The organism is Sphingomonas sp. RB1R13, from assembly GCF_036663775.1.
Lineage (GTDB): Bacteria > Pseudomonadota > Alphaproteobacteria > Sphingomonadales > Sphingomonadaceae > Sphingomicrobium.
The window spans coordinates 956,476-972,792 of the sequence record NZ_JAXOJM010000001.1 but is presented as its reverse complement, the minus strand read 5'-3'; the positions used below and the strand labels follow the sequence as shown (position 1 = coordinate 972,792).

Sequence of the window (16,317 nt, the reverse complement as noted above, 5' to 3'; positions counted from 1 at the left end):
GGGGGGATACGGACCAACCGATTGCGCCTGGCCAAAAGCCTGGTTCGCGGCCTCATCGCCGCGCTGACGCTCCCTGCGCTCGCCGCGGGGAGCGTTGCCACGGGTGCCGCCTCGTCCCCGGTCGGCCCCGCCTGGACTGCCGATCCCGACGACCAGTTCGTGCTCGAGGTCAATATCCGTCAGCTGCGCCTCGGGGACGGGGTGCGCGCCTATGGCACCCCCGAAGGCACTTGCGTCCTGCTCGGCGATTTCCTGACCACGCTCGACGTGCCGATGAAGATCGATGTCGGCGCGAAACACGCCAGCGGCTGGGCGTTCAAGGAAGGCAACCGCATCGACGTCGACCTTGGCACCGGCCGCGCGCGCTATGGCAGCGCGAAGGACGCAAAATCCGAAATGCTCGACAGCGGCACCGTCCGCCAGACCCCCGATGGCTGGTGCGTCGAGACCGCCGCGCTCGCCCGCTGGTTCGGAATTGGCGTCAAGCCGTCACTCGCCGGGTCGATGCTGATGCTCTCATCGGAGGTCAAGCTGCCGGTCGAGCTGGCCAAGGAACGCCATGATCGCGCCGCGCGGCTGATCCATGCCAGCGTCAGCCTCGGCGAACTCCCGCAGGTCCGGTTGCCCTATCGCCTGTGGCGCGCCCCCGCGCTCGATTTCGTCGTCAGCGGCGGCGCCACCTACAGCGCCAAGACCGGCGCCAGGTTCGATCGCCACGCCGCAATCCTTGCCGCGGGCGAGATCGCCAGCATGAGCTATGAGGCGCAGGCCAGCACCGATGCGCGCGGCCGCCCCGAAAGCCTCCGCTTCCGCGCCTACAAGTCAGATCCCGACGGCTACCTCCTCGGCCCGCTGCGCGCCACCCACTTCGGGGTCGGCGATGTCGCCGGGCTCGACAGCCGGCTGGTCGGCGCGGGCCGCGTCGGGCGCGGCGCGGTCGTCACCAACCGCCCGTTGTTCACGCCTACCGCCTTCGACCGCACCCATCTCGAAGGTGATTTGCCCGCCGGCTGGGAAGCTGAGCTCTATCGCAACGGCGAATTGCTCGCTTTTTCGCCGACCAGCAGCGACCAGCGCTATCATTTCGACGACGTCCAGCTGCGCTATGGCGAAAACCAGCTCGAAGTCCGCCTTTACGGCCCGCAAGGCCAGATGCGCACCCGGTCGGAGACGGTCAATGTCGCCGATGCCGCCGCGCCGCCCGGCACGACCTGGTATTGGGCGGGGGTCAACCAGCCCGCGCGCGACCTTATCCAGCTTCACGCCCGCCCCCCCGACAGCGGGGTCGTGCCAAAGCTCCAGGCGAGTGTCGCGCTGGAACATGGCCTCGACAAGCGCACCTCGATCGGGCTCGCCGCGACCATGCAGATGATCGACGACGAGCGTCTGACCTTTTTCGAGGGCACCGTTCGCCGGACCATCGGCGGCGCGCTGCTCGAAGTCGCCGGATCGCGTGACAATCATGGCGGGATGGCGGCGCGAACCTCGCTCCTCGCCAAAATCGGTGGGGTCGATATTTCGGGTGAAGCCCTCGCCGCACATAATTTCCGCGTCAATGGTGTCACCGAACGCTCGCTTCGCCAGGCGCAGCTGTCGCTCAGCGCCCCGCTGCGCCTCGGCCGCACCATCCTGCCCGCCAGCGCCTCGTTTCGCGTCGTCGACCGTAACGGCGCTCGCTCGCTCGAGGCCGCCGGGCGACTGTCGGCCAGCATCGGCCGCTTCAACCTCGGCAGCGACGTCCGCTGGCGCCACGACAGAAGCGCGACGGGCGGTTCCGACCGGGTCGAGGCAACGCTGATCGGCTCGGGCCACATCGGCCGCATCCGCCTGCGCGGATCGACCCTGTTCGAACTCAAACCGTCCGCAAGACTCAGCGCGGCCGACCTCTCGGCCTATTGGTCAGCCTCCGAAAAGGCCGATTTCGAGGGCGGCATCGGCTATGACAATCTTGCCCACCGCGCTCGTGCCCGGCTGTCCTACATCCGCCGCTTGAACACCATGGCGCTCGCGCTGACCGCCGAAGGCGCTAGCGACGGCGCGGTCGCGTTCGGCTTCAACCTGAACTTCTCGCTCGACCCGACGCGCGGCTTTCGCCCGTCGCGGCTGCCGATGGCCAGCGCGGGAATGATCCGCGCTCACGTCTATCGCGATCTTAACGATAATGGAATCAAGGACTTGGGCGAACCCGACGAGCCTGGCGCGCTGATCACCACCGGTCGCCGCGTCGCGCTCCAGCCGACCGACAAGCGCGGCTCGGCGACCGTCGCCGGGCTTACCAGCTACCAGCCGATCGCGGTCGGGATCGATCCGACCAGTCTCAGCGACCCCAATCTCGCGCCGCGCAAAGCGCTTCAGGTCGTCATCCCACGTGCCGGAATCGCCGCCGATGTCGATATCGGCCTTGTCGGCTCGGGCAGCATCGAAGGCATGCTGGTCAAGGACGGCGGCGGCGGCTGGGAAGGGGTCGAGCTCGAACTCATGGCGGCCGACGGCAAGCTTGCCAGCACATCGCAAAGTGATTTCGACGGCTATTTCGTGTTCGATCACATCCCCTACGGACATTATAATGTGCGTATCGCGGCATCCTCGGCCAAGGTCATCCACGTTGCAGTTGCACTCGGCGCTACCGCCACGGTTAGCGGCGACAGGCCAACCGTCCGCCTCGGCGCGCTTCGTCCCCTCCCAGCGGTCGAGGTCGCGTCCAACTCGAGCGCAACAAGCCACGCAAGCCCGTAACCGCTGCTACGCTTGCCCCCGGCCCGCAGAGATGCTGTGACGGGCCATCGACGCTCCCTCGCCCCCCGGCTCCCCGCCCTCTAACGTCGCGCCTTCCGGCCTCTGGCCGCGCCTTTCGCGTCACGCCGCTTGGCCGCTGCTCTTGCTCCTGCTCGTCGCCATCGCCTCGCGCGCGCCGGTCTTCGGTAATCCCCTCGTCAGCATCGACGAGCAATTTTATCGGCTGGTCGGGCATCGCATGCTCGCCGGCGCCCTGCCCTATGTCGACATCTGGGACCGCAAGCCGATCGGGCTGTTCCTGTTGTTCGCGGGCTTTGCCACTGCGGGCGCCTGGTCGGTCATCGCCAGCCAGTTGGTCGCTTTGGCCGCGACCGTGGCGACGGCGTGGCTGATCTTCGTCATGGCCCGCCGGATCACGACGCGCGGGGCCGCGCTGGCGGCGGCGTCGATCTACATCCTCTTACTCACCGTTGCCGGGGGGGAATCGGTCCAGTCGCCGGTGCTTTACAATCTGCCGATGGTCGCCGCCTTCGCGCTCCTGTTCTTCGCGAGCGAAGCGCGGGGTGGCCCCTCGCTGCGGACGCGGGGGACGGCGGCGATGCTGCTCGTCGGCGTCGCGCTGACGATCAAGTCGAGCGTGGTGTTCGAAGGGATTTTCCTCGGCCTCGCCTTCCTGTGGATCGCGCGGCGTGACGGGCGACCGTCCCGCGCCCTGCTCGGCGATGCGCTGCTGTGGATCGGGTGCGCGCTCGCCCCGACTGCAGCGGCGATGCTCGCCTACGCCGCGCTCGGCCATTTTCCCGACTGGCTATTCGCCAATGTGACCTCGATCCTGGCGCGGCGGCTCGAGCTGCCCGCCACCGCCGCGCATCGCCTCGTCACCCTCGCCGCGATCGTCGCCCCGCTCCTCCTGTGCTTTGCGCTGCGCTGGGCGACCCGGGCCGGCCCGCCCGTCGATCCCGAACGTGCCCGCCTGCGGCTGGTCGATGCATGGAGCGCGGCGGCGCTGCTTGGCGTGCTCCTGTTCGGCACCTGGTATATTCACTACGCCCTGCCGCTGTTCGCACCGCTCGCGCTCGGCGCGGCGGCGTTGGGACGGACCCGCTCCGGCCGCCTCTATCTCGCGCTGCTAATCGTCGGCGCGGCGATCGCCGGCCAGCTGACCATCGCTCGGCACGTCATCAGCCGCGGCGACGGCGCCGTGCTGGATGCGGCGGCAGCGGCAACGCGCGGGCATCGCGGCTGCATTTTCGTCTATGATGGCCCGACCGCGCTCTATGATGCCGCCAACAGCTGCCTGCCGACCACGCGGCCCTTTCCGGCGCATCTCCAGGATCTCAACGAAGGCGGCGCGACCGGGATCGACCAGCGTGGCGAGGTTTCGCGCATCATGGCTGCCCGCCCCGACCGGGTGATGACGATGGAACCCGCCTACGCCGACGAGAATCGAGCGGTGCGCCACATCGTCACGACCGCGCTCGCCCGCGATTATGTAGAGCTGTATCGTTACGCCGGGGGCAAGCAGCAGCTGGTCGTCTATGGACTCAGGCGCACGCCCCGGAATTAAGCGCTTCTTCCCCTCTTCCAGGGGTCGAAAATGGTGCGGTCGAGAAGACTCGAACTTCCACGGCCTTTCGGCCACAGCCACCTCAAGGCTGCGCGTCTACCATTCCGCCACGACCGCACGTGAACAGGCTCGACACTCACGAACCTTGGCAAGGCGCGGCCCCTAGCAGCGCCCGGCGGCGGGTGCAACGGCTTATGCTTGCGGCGCAAAACGTCCCAAATCAGGATAGATATGAATCGGATCTTTACCTTATCCGCGCGAGCGTCGTTACTGGCCTCATGCTGGCGCTGCTCATCACTGCCGCAATCGCGACCGCGCCCTCCAGTGGAGCCACGCGCGCGGCCTTTCGCGCGACCTCGGCGGTCGCCAGCGCGAGCGTCACGGTGCGCATCATCGAAGCTGCGACGATCGATTTCGATGAGAAGAAGGCGAGTGGCGGCGGCCAAAAGCATCACCGCACCCTGCTGATCAACGGCGAGCAACTCCCCGCCACCCTCGTCGAATTTCCTTAGTATCTGTCGCGTTCCGGCTTCGCTGGTTCTGTGCCAGCCCGCACCCCCACCCGGCCAACCCAATTAGTTTACCCTATGGGTTGGCCGGGTGGGGGTGCGGGCTGGCACAGTTCCTCGAAAGAAAACCTAAGACGCCCAGCGCAGCGTCAGGGAAGTTGCATTGGCGGGAACGCCAAGCTCGGCGGCATTGAAGCTCGCGCTTGCCCGCGGCGCCAGCCGGGCGGCGGGGGGCGGGATCATCCAGCTATAGACCAGCTTGCCCCCGCCGTCGCGCAGGTCGGCCTGCAGCGCGGGCACGGGCTCGCTCGCGTCGGTCGGGTTGATCACGCGCCCGCTCAGCGAGACAAGGTCATTGCCGCTCGCCAGCTTCTGCCGCGTCTGGCTCGTCACCATCAGTTTCAGCGGGCTGTCGGCGCTTGCCTGGGCCAGCCCGGCGCGCGCCATCCACTCGCGCGGTGCCAGGAAATAGGCCGCTGCCGCCAGCGCCGCGACCAGCACGACCAGCGCCAGCACGATCACCAGCCCCTTGCGCCGCGGTGCCGACACCTCGTCGCCATAGGGGGCGTCGTTCCAGCCGCTATCGTCGGCAACCGGCTCGGCGACCGGCTCCTCGACCACCGGCTCGGCAACGAACGCCTCGGCAATCGTCTCGGCCGGCTCCGGCGCGAAAACTTCCTCGACGGGCGCTATTTCAGGCTCGGCACCATCAGCGGCATCGCCCAGATCGCTCGCAACTTCGGGCGGCACCGGCTGCTCTTCGACCACCGCCTCATGCCGCTCTTCGTCGGACGCGACCGGCGCCGCCGACACCGCCGCCTCGGCCCCCGGCTCCTCTGCCCCAACCTGGTGCCAGCTATGCTTGCATGCGGCACAGCGCACGGTGCGCCCCTGCGGCGGGATCGCGCCGTCCTTGACGGTGTAGCTGGTGTGACAGGCGGGACAGGTCAGGATCATGCGCGCGCCGGCTCCGATATGTTGATCGCGGTAAACAGCAATCGCTGCTGCTTGGCAAGGCGGCGCCCCCTGTGCGACACAGGTCGGGTGATGGGGGAAAGCGCAATCGTCGAGTTCGAGCGGGTCGGGCTGCGCTATGGCACTGGCGGCGAGGTGCTGCGCGACCTCGATTTCCGGCTCGAAAGCGGCGGCTTCACCTTCCTCACCGGCCCGTCGGGCGCGGGCAAGACCTCGCTTCTCAAACTTCTCTACCTCGCCCAGCGCCCGACCCGCGGCGCGATTCGCCTGTTCGGCGAGACCATCAACGATGCCCCGCGTGACGCCATGCCGCCGCTCCGCCGCCGCATCGGGGTGGTGTTCCAGGACTTTCGCCTGGTCCGCCACCTGAGCGTGTTCGACAATGTCGCGCTGCCCTTGCGCATCGGCGGCGCGGGCGAGGCGGCGGTCGATGGCCCGGTTCGCGAGATGCTTGCCTGGGTCGGGCTGTCCGATCGCGCCAGTGCCCGCCCCGCGACCCTCTCGGGCGGCGAGCAGCAGCGCGTCGCCATCGCGCGCGCGGTTATTGCCGCCCCAGAACTGATCATCGCCGACGAGCCCACCGGCAACGTCGATTCAGCCATGGCCCAGCGCATCCTCAGCCTGCTCATCGCGCTCAATCGCCAAGGCACGACCGTGCTCGTCGCGACCCATGACCTCGGGCTCATCGCCGGCACCCCGGGGGCGCAGCTCATCCGGCTCGAAAACGGCAGCCTGGTCGATCCAACCGGATCGCTCCGCAACCCGCCGTCGCGCGCCTCATGATGCGCTGGCTGTTCCCTTCCGGTCCCGAACGGCGGCTGATCCCCGGGGGCGGCTGGCGCGGCGCGACCCCATGGGTGATCGCGATCATGACCTTCGTCATGCTGATCGTCGCCGCCGCCGGGATTGCGCTCGGCAACAGCGCCGAACTCGTCGCCGCCGGGGTCAGCGAGCGTTATTCGATCCAGCTCGCCGATGGCGCCGCGCACCAGCCCGCTGCCGAAGCCGCCGCCCGCGCAACCCCCGGCATTGCGGCAATCCGCCCCGTCCCCGTTGCCGAAATGCGCGCCACGCTCGAACGCTGGCTCGGCCCCGCCGCTGGCAATGCCGACCTGCCGTTGCCCGCGCTGATCGACGTCGATTTGAAACCCGGCGCTGACCCCGCCGCCATTGCCGCCGGAATCGAGAAGGCCGTCCCAGGCGCGCGCTTCGTCGCCCATGCCGACAGCCTTCGTCCGCTGCTCAAGGGGCTTCGCTCGCTCAGCCTGCTCGCCCTGGCGCTCGTCCTGCTCGTCGCGTTGGCCAGCGCCGCCTCGGTCGTCCTCGCCACGCGCGGCGCGCTCGACACCAACCGCGCGACGATCGAGATCTTGCACGGCATCGGCGCCAACGACCGTCAGATCGCCGATCTGTTCCAGCGCCGGATCGCGATCGATGCGCTCGCTGGCGGGATCGGCGGGGGTCTCCTTGCCGCGCTCGCTTTGCTGGTCATCGCCGGTAGCGGAACGGGCTGGATCGGCGAGCTTGCCGGGGGCAACGTCCTCCACGGCCGCGATCTCGCCCTGCTCGCCCTCCTCCCGCTGGCAATGGCCGCCATGGCTACGCTGGTCGCCCGCTCGGCGGTCCGAGCGACGCTCAGGAACAGCCTGTGACCCGCGTCGCCAGCCTCATCATCCTGATCTACGCGATGTTGTTCGCCCTGTTCGCGGTCACGCTGGGCAGCCCGGCGTCACCAAAAGCCACGACCGAGGCGATCGTCGTCATCACCGGCGGCGCGGGGCGGATCGAGGAAGGCATTGCCCGCCTCGCCGCGCATCGTGGCCAGCGGATGCTCATCGCCGGCGCCGACCCCTCGGTGACCAAGAAGGATCTCGCCGCGCGGCTTGGTGGCAGGCAGGCGCTGCTCGACTGCTGCGTCGATCTCGGCTCCGAAAGCGTCGACACCCGCTCCAACGCCGACGAAGCCAAGCGCTGGCTCGATGCCCATGGCTATCGCTCGCTGACCCTGGTCACCTCCGACTGGCACATGACCCGCGCGGAATATGAATTCCGCAGCCAGCTTGGCCGCCGTTACGAATTGACCCCGGACTCTGTCCGCACCGAACCCAACCTCATGACCCTGTTCGCCGAATATAATAAATATCTGCTGCGGCGAATGGCGGTATGGCTCGACGTATGAACCTTGTCCGCTCGTTGCTGTTCAACCTGATCTTCTACCCCGTCACCCTGCTCTACGTCCTCGCCGGGCTGGCCGTGTCGCTGGTCGGGGAGGCGCCGATGCGCGCCGTCGTCCACGGCTGGTCGAACTTCCATTTCTTTCTCACCCGCCACCTGATCGGGATCGAGGAGCGGTTTGAGGGCGAACTTCCGGCCGGCCCGCTACTGTTCGCGGTCAAGCATCAGTCGATGTATGAAGCCGTCGCCACGCTGCGCGTCTTCCGCACCCCGATCGTCGTGATGAAGCGCCAGTTGAGCCATATGCCCTTCTTCGGCTGGCTGACCCAGCGCTACGGAGTCATCGGGGTCGACCGCGACGCCGGCCCGACCGCGCTCCGCAATCTCGTCGCCGGGGGGAGGGCCGCCGCCGCCGACCGTCGCCAGGTCGTCATCTTCCCCGAAGGGACGCGAGTCCCGGTTGGCGAGCAGCCCGATCTCAAGCCCGGTTTCGCCGCCCTCTACCGCGCCACCGGCTACCCCGTCGTCCCGGTCGCGATCGACGCCGGGCTCGTCTGGCCGCGGGGGCTGGTCAAGCGCCCCGGGGTCGTCACCTGGCGGGTCGGCGAAACCATCCCGCCGGGCCTCAAACGCCCAGAGATCGAAGCGCGAGTCCACGCCGCGATCAACGCGCTGGAACGCTAGTCTCCGTTGGCGGGCCGGCACAGTTCGCCAAACAAGACGCTAGCCGCGCAGGCGGGCGCCGATCTTCTCTGCCGCCGCGACAATCTTCTTCGACACGTCGGCGATTTCGGCCTCGGTAAAACTCTTCTCGCCCGGCTGGAGCGTCACTTCGACGGCCAGGCTCAGCCCGGCCTCGCTGTCGAACCGGTCGAACAATCGCACGCCCGTAATCAGCGCCTTGTCGGCCCCGCGCACCGCCCGCACCAGCGCGTCGGCGCTGACGCCTTCGGGCATGAGGAACGCAAAGTCGCGACTGACCGGCTGCAACGCCGGAGGGCTGAACGACGCCCGCGCTCGCCCGCTCGCCTGTCCGCTGGAACGTGGCGCCGGGATCGCGTCGAGGTAGATCTCGGCCACCACCATCCCTGCCGGGGCGTCGATTTCCTTCGCCAGTCGCGGGTGCAATTCGCCGAATGCCGCCAGCACCGTCTTGGGCCCAAGCCCCAGCGTCGCCGACCGCCCCGGATGCCACAATTCCCCCGCGCCTGCGGTCAGCGTCAGGTTCGCGACCGGCGCTCCCGCCGCTTCCAGCAGCGCGATGGCTTCGGCCTTGGCATCATAGGCGTCATATCCCTGCGCCTTGCCCGACTGCCAGTCGCGCGGCACCTTGTCCCCCGCCAGCAGCACCGCCGCAGTCGCCCGCTCGCCCTCGGCCAGGTAGCGTCGGCCAATCTCGAACAAGCGGATCGCGCTTGCCCCGCGGTCGGCATTGCGCCGCGCCGCCGCGACCAGCCCGGGCAGCAGCGACGGGCGCATCGTCTTCATTTCCTCGCTGATCGGGTTGGCCAGCGTCCACGCCGCCCCGCCGAACCGCTCCGCATCGGCGGGCGCGATGAAGCTCCAGTTGATCGCCTCGTCGAGTCCCCTTGAAGCCGCCGCGCGTCGTACGCGCCGCTCGACCAGCTGCGACCGGGTCGCGGTCGGCTTGGCGACACCCTCAGCGCGGGGCAACGGGATCGACGGGATCCGGTCATAACCGACCATCCGGCAAACCTCTTCGACCAGGTCCGCCGGCCCATCGACATCACGCCGCCAGCTCGGCACGGCGACCTCGTTCCCGTCGAATATGAAGCCCAGCGAAAATAGGATTTCACGCTGCACGTTCGCCTCGATTTCCAGCCCGCCGAGCCGAAGCGTAAGTCCCGGATCGAATTGAATTTTCCTGGGGATGGAGGGAACGCTCCCCACCGTCTCCAACCGTGACGCCTCGCCGCCGCAAATCTCGACGATCAGCCCGGTCAAGATCGCCATCCCGTCGGCCAGGAAATCGGGATCGACCCCCCGCTCGAACCGGCTTCTGGCATCACTCGCCAGACCCAGCGCCTGTCCCGTCAGCGCGATTCGTTCGGGGGTGAAGTAAGCGACTTCGATCAGCGCCTCGGTCGTGCCGGCGGATACCCCCGACTCCTCGCCGCCCATGATCCCGCCAATGTCGTGGACTTGGCGCTCATCGGCGATCACCGTCATCGCCGGGGTCAGCGCATAGTCCTTGCCATTGAGCGCCCGGGCCGTTTCCCCCGCGACCGCCCGCCGCGCGACCAGCCCGCCGCTGAGCTTGGCTACGTCATAGGCATGACTCGGTCGGCCCAAATCAAACATCAGATAATTGGTGATGTCGACCAGCGCGTTAATCGGCTTCTGCCCCGCCGCCTTCAGCCGTGCGCGCATCCATTCTGGCGACGGTCGGCTATTGTCGATCCCGCGTACCGTCCGCGCGAAGAAGGCCGGGCAGCCCTCGCCATCCTCGATCCGCACGGGGACGACATTGTCGAAGCTCCCCTCGACCACCGGCACGTCGAGCGGCTTCAACGTGCCGAGCCCGGCGGCGGCGAGGTCGCGCGCAATCCCGCGCATTCCCATGCAATCCTGCCGGTTCGGCGTGATCGCGACATCGAACACCGGGTCGTCGAGCCCGGCATAATCGGCGAAGCGCGCGCCGACCGGAGCATCGGCGGGAAGCTCGATAATCCCGTCATGCTCCTCGCCGAGCTGGAGCTCGCGCGCCGAACACATCATCCCGTTGGACTCGACCCCGCGAATTTCCGCCTTCTTCAGCGTCATGTCGCTCCCGGGGACATAGGCCCCCGGCCCGCCGAACACCCCCAGCATCCCGGCGCGCGCATTGGGGGCGCCGCACACCACCTGGAGCGGCTCGCCCTCGCCGGTATCGACGCTCAGCACCTGCAACTTGTCGGCGTGCGGATGCGGCACGGCGCTCAGCACCTTGGCGACCTTGAATGGTGCCAGCGCCTCGGCGGGATTTTCAATCCCTTCGACCTCGAGCCCGATCTGGGTCAGCTTGTCGGCCAAGGCGCCGACATCGGCCTGCGTGTCGAGATGCGCCTTGAGCCATGACAGGGAGAATTTCATGCCCCGATCCCCCCGCTCAGCGTGGGCACGGTCAGCGCCGAGAAGCCATAATGCTTCATCCAGCGCAGGTCGCCGTCGAAGAAGGCGCGCAGGTCGCTCATGCCATATTTGAGCATCGCCAGCCGATCGACCCCGGTGCCGAAGGCGAACCCCTGCCACTCGTCGGGGTCGAGCCCGCAATTGGCGATGACGCGCGGGTGGACCATCCCCGCGCCGAGCACTTCCATCCAATTCTCCGACCCGCCGATGACGCGCCGCCCATTCTCGAACTTCCAGCCGACCTGGACGTCGGCCGACGGTTCGGTGAACGGGAAGTAGCTGGCGAACATCCGGATCGCGACATCCTCGCGCTCAAAAAACGCCTTGAGGAAGGTCAGCAGGGTCCATTTAAGGTGACCCATGTTGATCCCCTTGTCGATCACCAGCCCCTCGATCTGGTGGAACATCGGGGTGTGGGTCGCGTCGCTGTCGCTTCGATAGACCCGCCCCGGGGCGATGATCCGAATGGGCGGCTTGCCCGCCATCATCGTGCGGATCTGGACCGGCGAAGTGTGCGTGCGCAGGACCATCGGCGCCGCGTCTTCACCAGCTGCCGGCGTTACATAAAATGTATCGTGCATTGCCCGGGCGGGATGAGTTTCGGGAATGTTGAGCGCGGTGAAATTATGCCAGTCGTCCTCGATCTCGGGTCCCTCGGCGACCGCAAAGCCCATGTCCGCGAAAATCTCGGTCAGCTCGTCCATCACCTGGCTGACCGGGTGGACCGACCCCCGCGGCGTCTCCCGCGCCGGCAGCGACAGGTCAAGCTTCTCGGTCGCCAGCCGGGCATCGAGGATCGCCGCCTCCAGCGCGTTCTTGCGTGCAGTGATTGCCGCCGTCACTTCTTCGCGCCGGGCGTGGATCTTGGGCCCCTCGACCGACCGCTCTTCGGGGGTCATCGGCCCAAGCGATTTGAGAGCTGCGGTAATCTCCCCCGATTTGCCCAGCGCGGCAACGCGCAAGGCGTCGAGTGCGGCAAGGTCGGGGGCGGCGGCGATGTGATCGATCAGGGACATGGCCCGCGCTCTAGCCGTTTGCGCCCCGCAAATGCAAAGGTCGCCCGCTGCTCAGCCCGGAACGAACGGGTAGGGCGAGATCGTCTTACGGTTCTCGTCGACCGCCAGCGCCCGCCCGGCCGGCGCGGTCGCACGCTGCGGACAGTTCATCCGCGGGCAGATGCCGCACGCCGGCCCGACGGCGGTGATCGGCGGATTGCTCAAGTCGAACCCCGCCGCGCAATGCAATTTCTCGGCATAGCGAAGCTCGCAGCCGAGCCCGACCGCGAGCAGCGCATCGGACTGGATATCGGGCCGGATCGGCCGCTCGATCGTCCGCGAAATGGTGAAGTAACGCTGTCCGTCGGGGGTCTCGATGATCTGGCTGATTGCCTTGCCGGCATTCTGGAACGCCGCGTGCAAATTCCATCGGGGGCAAGTCCCGCCGAAGCGCGAGAAGGGGAAGCTTCCCCCAGCATAGCGCTTGGAGATGTTTCCGGCGGCATCGATTCGGATCATGAAGAAGGGCACGCCGCGCGCCCCGTCGCGGCTCAGCGTCGTCAGCCGGTGCGCGACCTGCTCGACGTTCATGCCATATTCGCCGCACAGCCGGTCGATTGAATAGTTATATTCGTTGGCCGAGGCGAGGAAGCGACCATAGGGCATGATGACTGCCCCCGCCGCATAGTTGGCCAGGCTGGCGTGGAGCAGGTGGCGCGATCCCTGGTCGGGCGGCGCGGCGGCGGCGACGATCTTCTCGATCACTTCGCGGAACTCGACCATCGCCAGCTGGTAGGCCAGCCCGAACGTCCGGTTCTCGCTCCGCAACAGCGACGACAGCATGAACACCCGCCGTTCGGGGTCATAGGCCTGGGTTGCCCCGTCGAGCTCGTTGGGGCCGACCACGCGGGCGGTGATACCCCACGCTTCCTTCAACCGGCGGCGGAGCGGCTCGGCAATCGACAGCGCGTCAGCCAGCGCGACCCCCAGCGTCTCGGCGCATTGCTCCAGCTCAGGGAAATGATTGCTCGATTCCTGGATATAGTCGCGCACCCACGTTTCGGGGGTGATCAGCGCCCGCGGGTCCTCGCCGTCTTCGGCATGAGTCCGCCGCTGGAGATCGCGCAGCGCGGTATAGAGCCGCGCCACTCCGTCGGCGACCGCGGGGGCATTGTCGGCCAGTTCGACCAGTTCGAACCGCGTGACTCCAAGGTCGGCGAACATCGGGTCGGAGAAAATCTCGCCAAGCTGCTCGACTCCGGCGGTCTCATTGCCCTCGGCGGCGAAGCTTTTGACATTGACGTCAAACACTTCGGCCAGCCGCAGCAGGATTCCTGCGGTCACCGGACGCTGGTTACGCTCGAGATGGTTGAGATAGCTCGCCGAAATGCCGAGCTGGGTCGCCATCGCGCTTTGCTGCAATTCCCGCTCGCGGCGGAGGCGCTTGAGGCGGGCCCCAAGGAAGAGTTTGCGTTGTACAACCATAGCCTAGCTTGTGAAGGATTTACACAAACCACAAGTCGCTTTGACACTGGTTTGCACTTTTCGACGCGACCGTGACAAGAATATGACGTTTGAGGGGTTCAACACCAAGCGAACGAATAAGGAGCTTTGCAATGGAACGGCGTTACTGGGTCATCGGCGGGGAATATTCGAACTGCGACTTCGGCGCGCTCGAGCCCGGCTCGGAGCAGATCAGTGGCCCGTTCAACTGCGAAGTAAAGGCGCGCACCGAGTGGCAGCGGCTGACCTTTCGCGACAAGGCGGCTGCCACCACCCGCTTCACCATCGCCGCCGAGCCCGACCGCATCTGGCAGTAAATCGAGATAGGAGAGGATGCCGGCAGAGCATCCGACTAGGAAGGGCGTCGCGAGCAGTCGTGGCGCCCTTTTCCGTCAGCGAACGAACTCCAACGCCCAGCACAACACGGGCCCATCCTCGGGATCGACCCGCTCGGTGTGAACCGCAAAGCCTGCGCGGGAAAGCGCGGCCTTCGATCCGTCATTGTCGACCGCCGATTCGGCGATGAACCCGGCGAAGCGCGGCCGGGCCAGTTCGATCAACGCCGCCACCGCCGCCGTGGCATGGCCGCGACGCTGGCGGGCTGGGGCAACGCCAAATCCGATTTCGGGGCGCTCGGGGTCGGCGACCTTGGTGATGCTGATCAGCCCGACGGCTTCCCCGCCCACGATCATCAGCCACGCAACGTCGCCGTCAAGCACCGACCCGACCGATGCACCCAGCCCGCGCAGCAGCCCCATCACCGCGTCGGGCGCAATCCCGCCCTCGGGCAGCGACGGCGCACCGGTCGGGCCTGCGCCTTCGCCCATCAGCCATGCAAAGCCCGCATCGTCGATCGGTTGAAGCTGCATCGCATTTCCCTCCAAACAAAAAGGGCGCCGCGGCTGGTGCCGGGCGCCCCTTGATGTCGTTCGCGTGTCGCGCGGTCAGGCGGCGACGGCTGCCGTGCGATCGCCCTCATTGGGGAGATGCGTCTTGGCCTGCGCGATCAGCGCCGAGAAAGCGGCGCCTTCGTGCATCGCAATATCGGCCAGCACCTTGCGGTCGAGGTCGATGTTGGCCAGCTTCATCGCGTGGATGAACTGGCCATAGGTCAGTCCCTCGGCGCGAACCGCAGCGTTGATGCGCTGGATCCACAGGGCGCGGAAGCTGCGCTTCTTAACCTTGCGATCGCGATAGGCATATTGCCCGGCCTTTTCGACGGCCTGGCGGGCGATGCGGATGGTGTTCTTGCGACGGCCATAATAGCCCTTCGCATTGTCCAGGATCCGCTTGTGCTTGGCGCGCGTCGTGACGCCGCGTTTGACTCTTGCCATGTCTTTTCAGCTCCTAGTTCAGGCCGTACGGCGACCAGAGCTTGACGCGCTGGGTGTCGGACTTGGCGAGCACTTCGGTGCCGCGGTTCTGGCGGATATATTTGCTATTGTGGCTGATGAGGCGGTGCCGCTTGCCAGCGACGCCATGCTTCAACTTGCCACTGGCGGTCAGCGTGAAGCGCTTCTTCACTCCGCTCTTGGTCTTGAGCTTGGGCATTTTCGTCTCCTTGTTACCCACGCGGTTTTGACACCGGGAGCGACGTTATCGAATTGCCGCGGCAGCCCTAACTGGCCGGACCATTCGTCTTTCCAACAATCTGGAAGAGCGGCGCCTATACGGGCGAGGTCCCGCGAAGGCAAGGCTCAGTCGAACAGACTCGACACGCTGCTCTCGTCCGCAATCCGCTTGATCGCCTCGGCGATCAGCGGGGCGATCGTCATTCGGCGGATCTTGCTGCCCGGCGCGTCGGCTTCGCCTGACCAGATGGTGTCGCTCACGACCAGCTCGGTCAGCTCGCTCGCCGCGACTCGCGCCGCCGCCGCGCCCGACAGCACGCCGTGACTGCAGTAAGCGATCACTTCCTCGGCACCTTGCTGCTTCAGCGCCGCCGCCGCGTTGCACAGTGTGCCCGCCGAATCGACAATGTCGTCGATCAGGATGCAGCAATGCCCCTCGACGTCGCCGATGATGTTCATCACTTCCGATTCGCCAGCCCGCTCGCGGCGTTTGTCGACGATCGCCAGCGGGGCATTGTCGAGCCGCTTGGCCAGGCTGCGCGCGCGCACCACGCCGCCGACATCGGGCGACACGACCATGATCTTGCGCCCGCGATAACGCGTCTGGATATCCGCCGCCATGACCGGAGCGGCCCACAGATTGTCGGTCGGAATGTCGAAAAAGCCCTGGATCTGCCCAGCGTGCAAATCCATCGACAGCACGCGGTTGGCGCCCGCCACGGTGATCAAATTGGCGACCAGCTTTGCCGAGATCGGGGTGCGCGGACCGGGCTTCCGGTCCTGCCTGGCATAGCCGAAATAGGGCACGACGGCAGTAATCCGCTTGGCCGATGCGCGCCGCAGCGCGTCGATGCAGATCAGCAATTCCATGAGGTTGTCGTTGGTCGGAAAGCTTGTCGACTGGATCACGAAGACATCCTCGCCGCGGACATTCTCGTTGATCTCGACGAAGACTTCCTCGTCGGCGAAGCGGCGCACGCTGGCACTCGTCAGCTGCATTTCGAGATAGTCGGCGATGGCGCGCGCCAGCGGCAGGTTCGAATTTCCGGCGAGCAGTTTCATGGTCGATCCCCTTGTCGCCCACTCCCATAGCGCCACTGTGCCAATAGCCAAGCGCTTGACGCGGCGCGACCGAATGACTCTCAAGCTTGCCG

The 16,317-nt window shown here is 67.0% G+C and carries 16 protein-coding genes and 1 tRNA gene; 8 read left to right on the top strand and 9 right to left on the bottom strand.

What is annotated here, in order from left to right; translation table 11 throughout:
* Nucleotides 1-21 precede the first annotated feature (21 nt).
* Both U1700_RS04665 and U1700_RS04660 read left to right on the top strand, forming a co-directional pair.
* Nucleotides 22-2,736, top strand: coding sequence for a carboxypeptidase-like regulatory domain-containing protein (locus U1700_RS04665; RefSeq protein WP_332750562.1), 2,715 nt, complete (start codon nucleotides 22-24; stop codon nucleotides 2,734-2,736).
* 142 nt (nucleotides 2,737-2,878) lie between these two features.
* On the top strand, nucleotides 2,879-4,303 hold the full coding sequence (locus tag U1700_RS04660; protein WP_332750560.1) for a hypothetical protein: 1,425 nt from the start codon (nucleotides 2,879-2,881) through the stop codon (nucleotides 4,301-4,303).
* 31 nt (nucleotides 4,304-4,334) lie between these two features.
* Here the strand turns inward: U1700_RS04660 and U1700_RS04655 are convergent.
* Nucleotides 4,335-4,420 (bottom strand) — tRNA-Leu (locus tag U1700_RS04655).
* A 161-nt stretch (nucleotides 4,421-4,581) separates the two neighbouring features.
* On the opposite strand from U1700_RS04655, the gene U1700_RS04650 reads away from it, so the two are divergent.
* On the top strand, nucleotides 4,582-4,815 hold the full coding sequence (locus tag U1700_RS04650; RefSeq protein ID WP_332750559.1) for a hypothetical protein: 234 nt from the start codon (nucleotides 4,582-4,584) through the stop codon (nucleotides 4,813-4,815).
* 126 nt (nucleotides 4,816-4,941) lie between these two features.
* Here the strand turns inward: U1700_RS04650 and U1700_RS04645 are convergent, their stop codons facing one another.
* Nucleotides 4,942-5,769, bottom strand: a complete 828-nt coding sequence (locus U1700_RS04645; RefSeq protein ID WP_332750557.1) for a zinc-ribbon domain-containing protein — start codon at nucleotides 5,767-5,769, stop codon at nucleotides 4,942-4,944.
* Nucleotides 5,770-5,859: 90 nt separating this feature from the next.
* Here U1700_RS04645 and ftsE point away from each other — a divergent pair, with 90 nt between their 5' ends.
* From ftsE to U1700_RS04625, 4 genes are read left to right on the top strand one after another with little or no spacing between them, the layout of a single operon-like run.
* Nucleotides 5,860-6,570, top strand: coding sequence for a cell division ATP-binding protein FtsE (gene ftsE, locus U1700_RS04640; protein WP_332751133.1), 711 nt, complete (start codon nucleotides 5,860-5,862; stop codon nucleotides 6,568-6,570).
* On the top strand, nucleotides 6,567-7,439 hold the full coding sequence (locus U1700_RS04635) for a hypothetical protein (RefSeq protein ID WP_332750555.1): 873 nt from the start codon (nucleotides 6,567-6,569) through the stop codon (nucleotides 7,437-7,439). Before ftsE ends, U1700_RS04635 begins: the two co-directional genes overlap by 4 nt.
* On the top strand, nucleotides 7,436-7,966 hold the full coding sequence (locus U1700_RS04630) for a YdcF family protein (RefSeq protein WP_332750553.1): 531 nt from the start codon (nucleotides 7,436-7,438) through the stop codon (nucleotides 7,964-7,966). Before U1700_RS04635 ends, U1700_RS04630 begins: the two co-directional genes overlap by 4 nt.
* Nucleotides 7,963-8,646 (top strand): lysophospholipid acyltransferase family protein, encoded by a 684-nt coding sequence (locus tag U1700_RS04625; protein ID WP_332750551.1) that lies wholly within the window; start codon nucleotides 7,963-7,965, stop codon nucleotides 8,644-8,646. Before U1700_RS04630 ends, U1700_RS04625 begins: the two co-directional genes overlap by 4 nt.
* A gap of 39 nt (nucleotides 8,647-8,685) precedes the next feature.
* Here U1700_RS04625 and pheT read toward each other — a convergent pair whose 3' ends face one another.
* Genes pheT through U1700_RS04610 form a run of 3 tightly spaced genes read right to left on the bottom strand, consistent with a single transcriptional unit; the run spans nucleotide 8,686 to nucleotide 13,574 of the window.
* The gene (gene pheT, locus U1700_RS04620; protein ID WP_332750549.1) at nucleotides 8,686-11,055 is read right to left on the bottom strand and encodes a phenylalanine--tRNA ligase subunit beta; all 2,370 of its coding nucleotides are present in this window, start codon (nucleotides 11,053-11,055) and stop codon (nucleotides 8,686-8,688) included.
* Nucleotides 11,052-12,110: a phenylalanine--tRNA ligase subunit alpha gene (pheS, locus tag U1700_RS04615; protein WP_332750547.1), complete on the bottom strand. Its 1,059-nt coding sequence runs from the start codon at nucleotides 12,108-12,110 to the stop codon at nucleotides 11,052-11,054. The genes pheT and pheS overlap by 4 nt, the downstream gene beginning before the upstream one ends.
* Nucleotides 12,111-12,161: 51 nt before the next feature.
* Nucleotides 12,162-13,574: a helix-turn-helix domain-containing protein gene (locus U1700_RS04610; protein ID WP_332750545.1), complete on the bottom strand. Its 1,413-nt coding sequence runs from the start codon at nucleotides 13,572-13,574 to the stop codon at nucleotides 12,162-12,164.
* Between the two features lie 131 nt (nucleotides 13,575-13,705).
* On the opposite strand from U1700_RS04610, the gene U1700_RS04605 reads away from it, so the two are divergent.
* Nucleotides 13,706-13,909 carry a DUF4170 domain-containing protein gene (locus tag U1700_RS04605; protein WP_332750543.1) on the top strand — a complete coding sequence of 68 codons (204 nt, stop codon included), beginning with the start codon at nucleotides 13,706-13,708 and terminating at the stop codon, nucleotides 13,907-13,909.
* Between the two features lie 75 nt (nucleotides 13,910-13,984).
* Here U1700_RS04605 and U1700_RS04600 read toward each other — a convergent pair whose 3' ends face one another.
* The 4 genes from U1700_RS04600 to U1700_RS04585 all read right to left on the bottom strand — a co-directional run bounded on the left by U1700_RS04600 (nucleotide 13,985) and on the right by U1700_RS04585 (nucleotide 16,225).
* Nucleotides 13,985-14,461 (bottom strand): GNAT family N-acetyltransferase, encoded by a 477-nt coding sequence (locus U1700_RS04600; protein WP_332750541.1) that lies wholly within the window; start codon nucleotides 14,459-14,461, stop codon nucleotides 13,985-13,987.
* Nucleotides 14,462-14,536: 75 nt separating this feature from the next.
* Nucleotides 14,537-14,926, bottom strand: coding sequence for a 50S ribosomal protein L20 (rplT, locus tag U1700_RS04595; RefSeq protein ID WP_332750540.1), 390 nt, complete (start codon nucleotides 14,924-14,926; stop codon nucleotides 14,537-14,539).
* 13 nt (nucleotides 14,927-14,939) lie between these two features.
* On the bottom strand, nucleotides 14,940-15,143 hold the full coding sequence (gene rpmI / locus U1700_RS04590; protein ID WP_332750539.1) for a 50S ribosomal protein L35: 204 nt from the start codon (nucleotides 15,141-15,143) through the stop codon (nucleotides 14,940-14,942).
* Between the two features lie 146 nt (nucleotides 15,144-15,289).
* The gene (locus tag U1700_RS04585) at nucleotides 15,290-16,225 is read right to left on the bottom strand and encodes a ribose-phosphate pyrophosphokinase (protein WP_332750538.1); all 936 of its coding nucleotides are present in this window, start codon (nucleotides 16,223-16,225) and stop codon (nucleotides 15,290-15,292) included.
* Nucleotides 16,226-16,317: the final 92 nt, after the last annotated feature.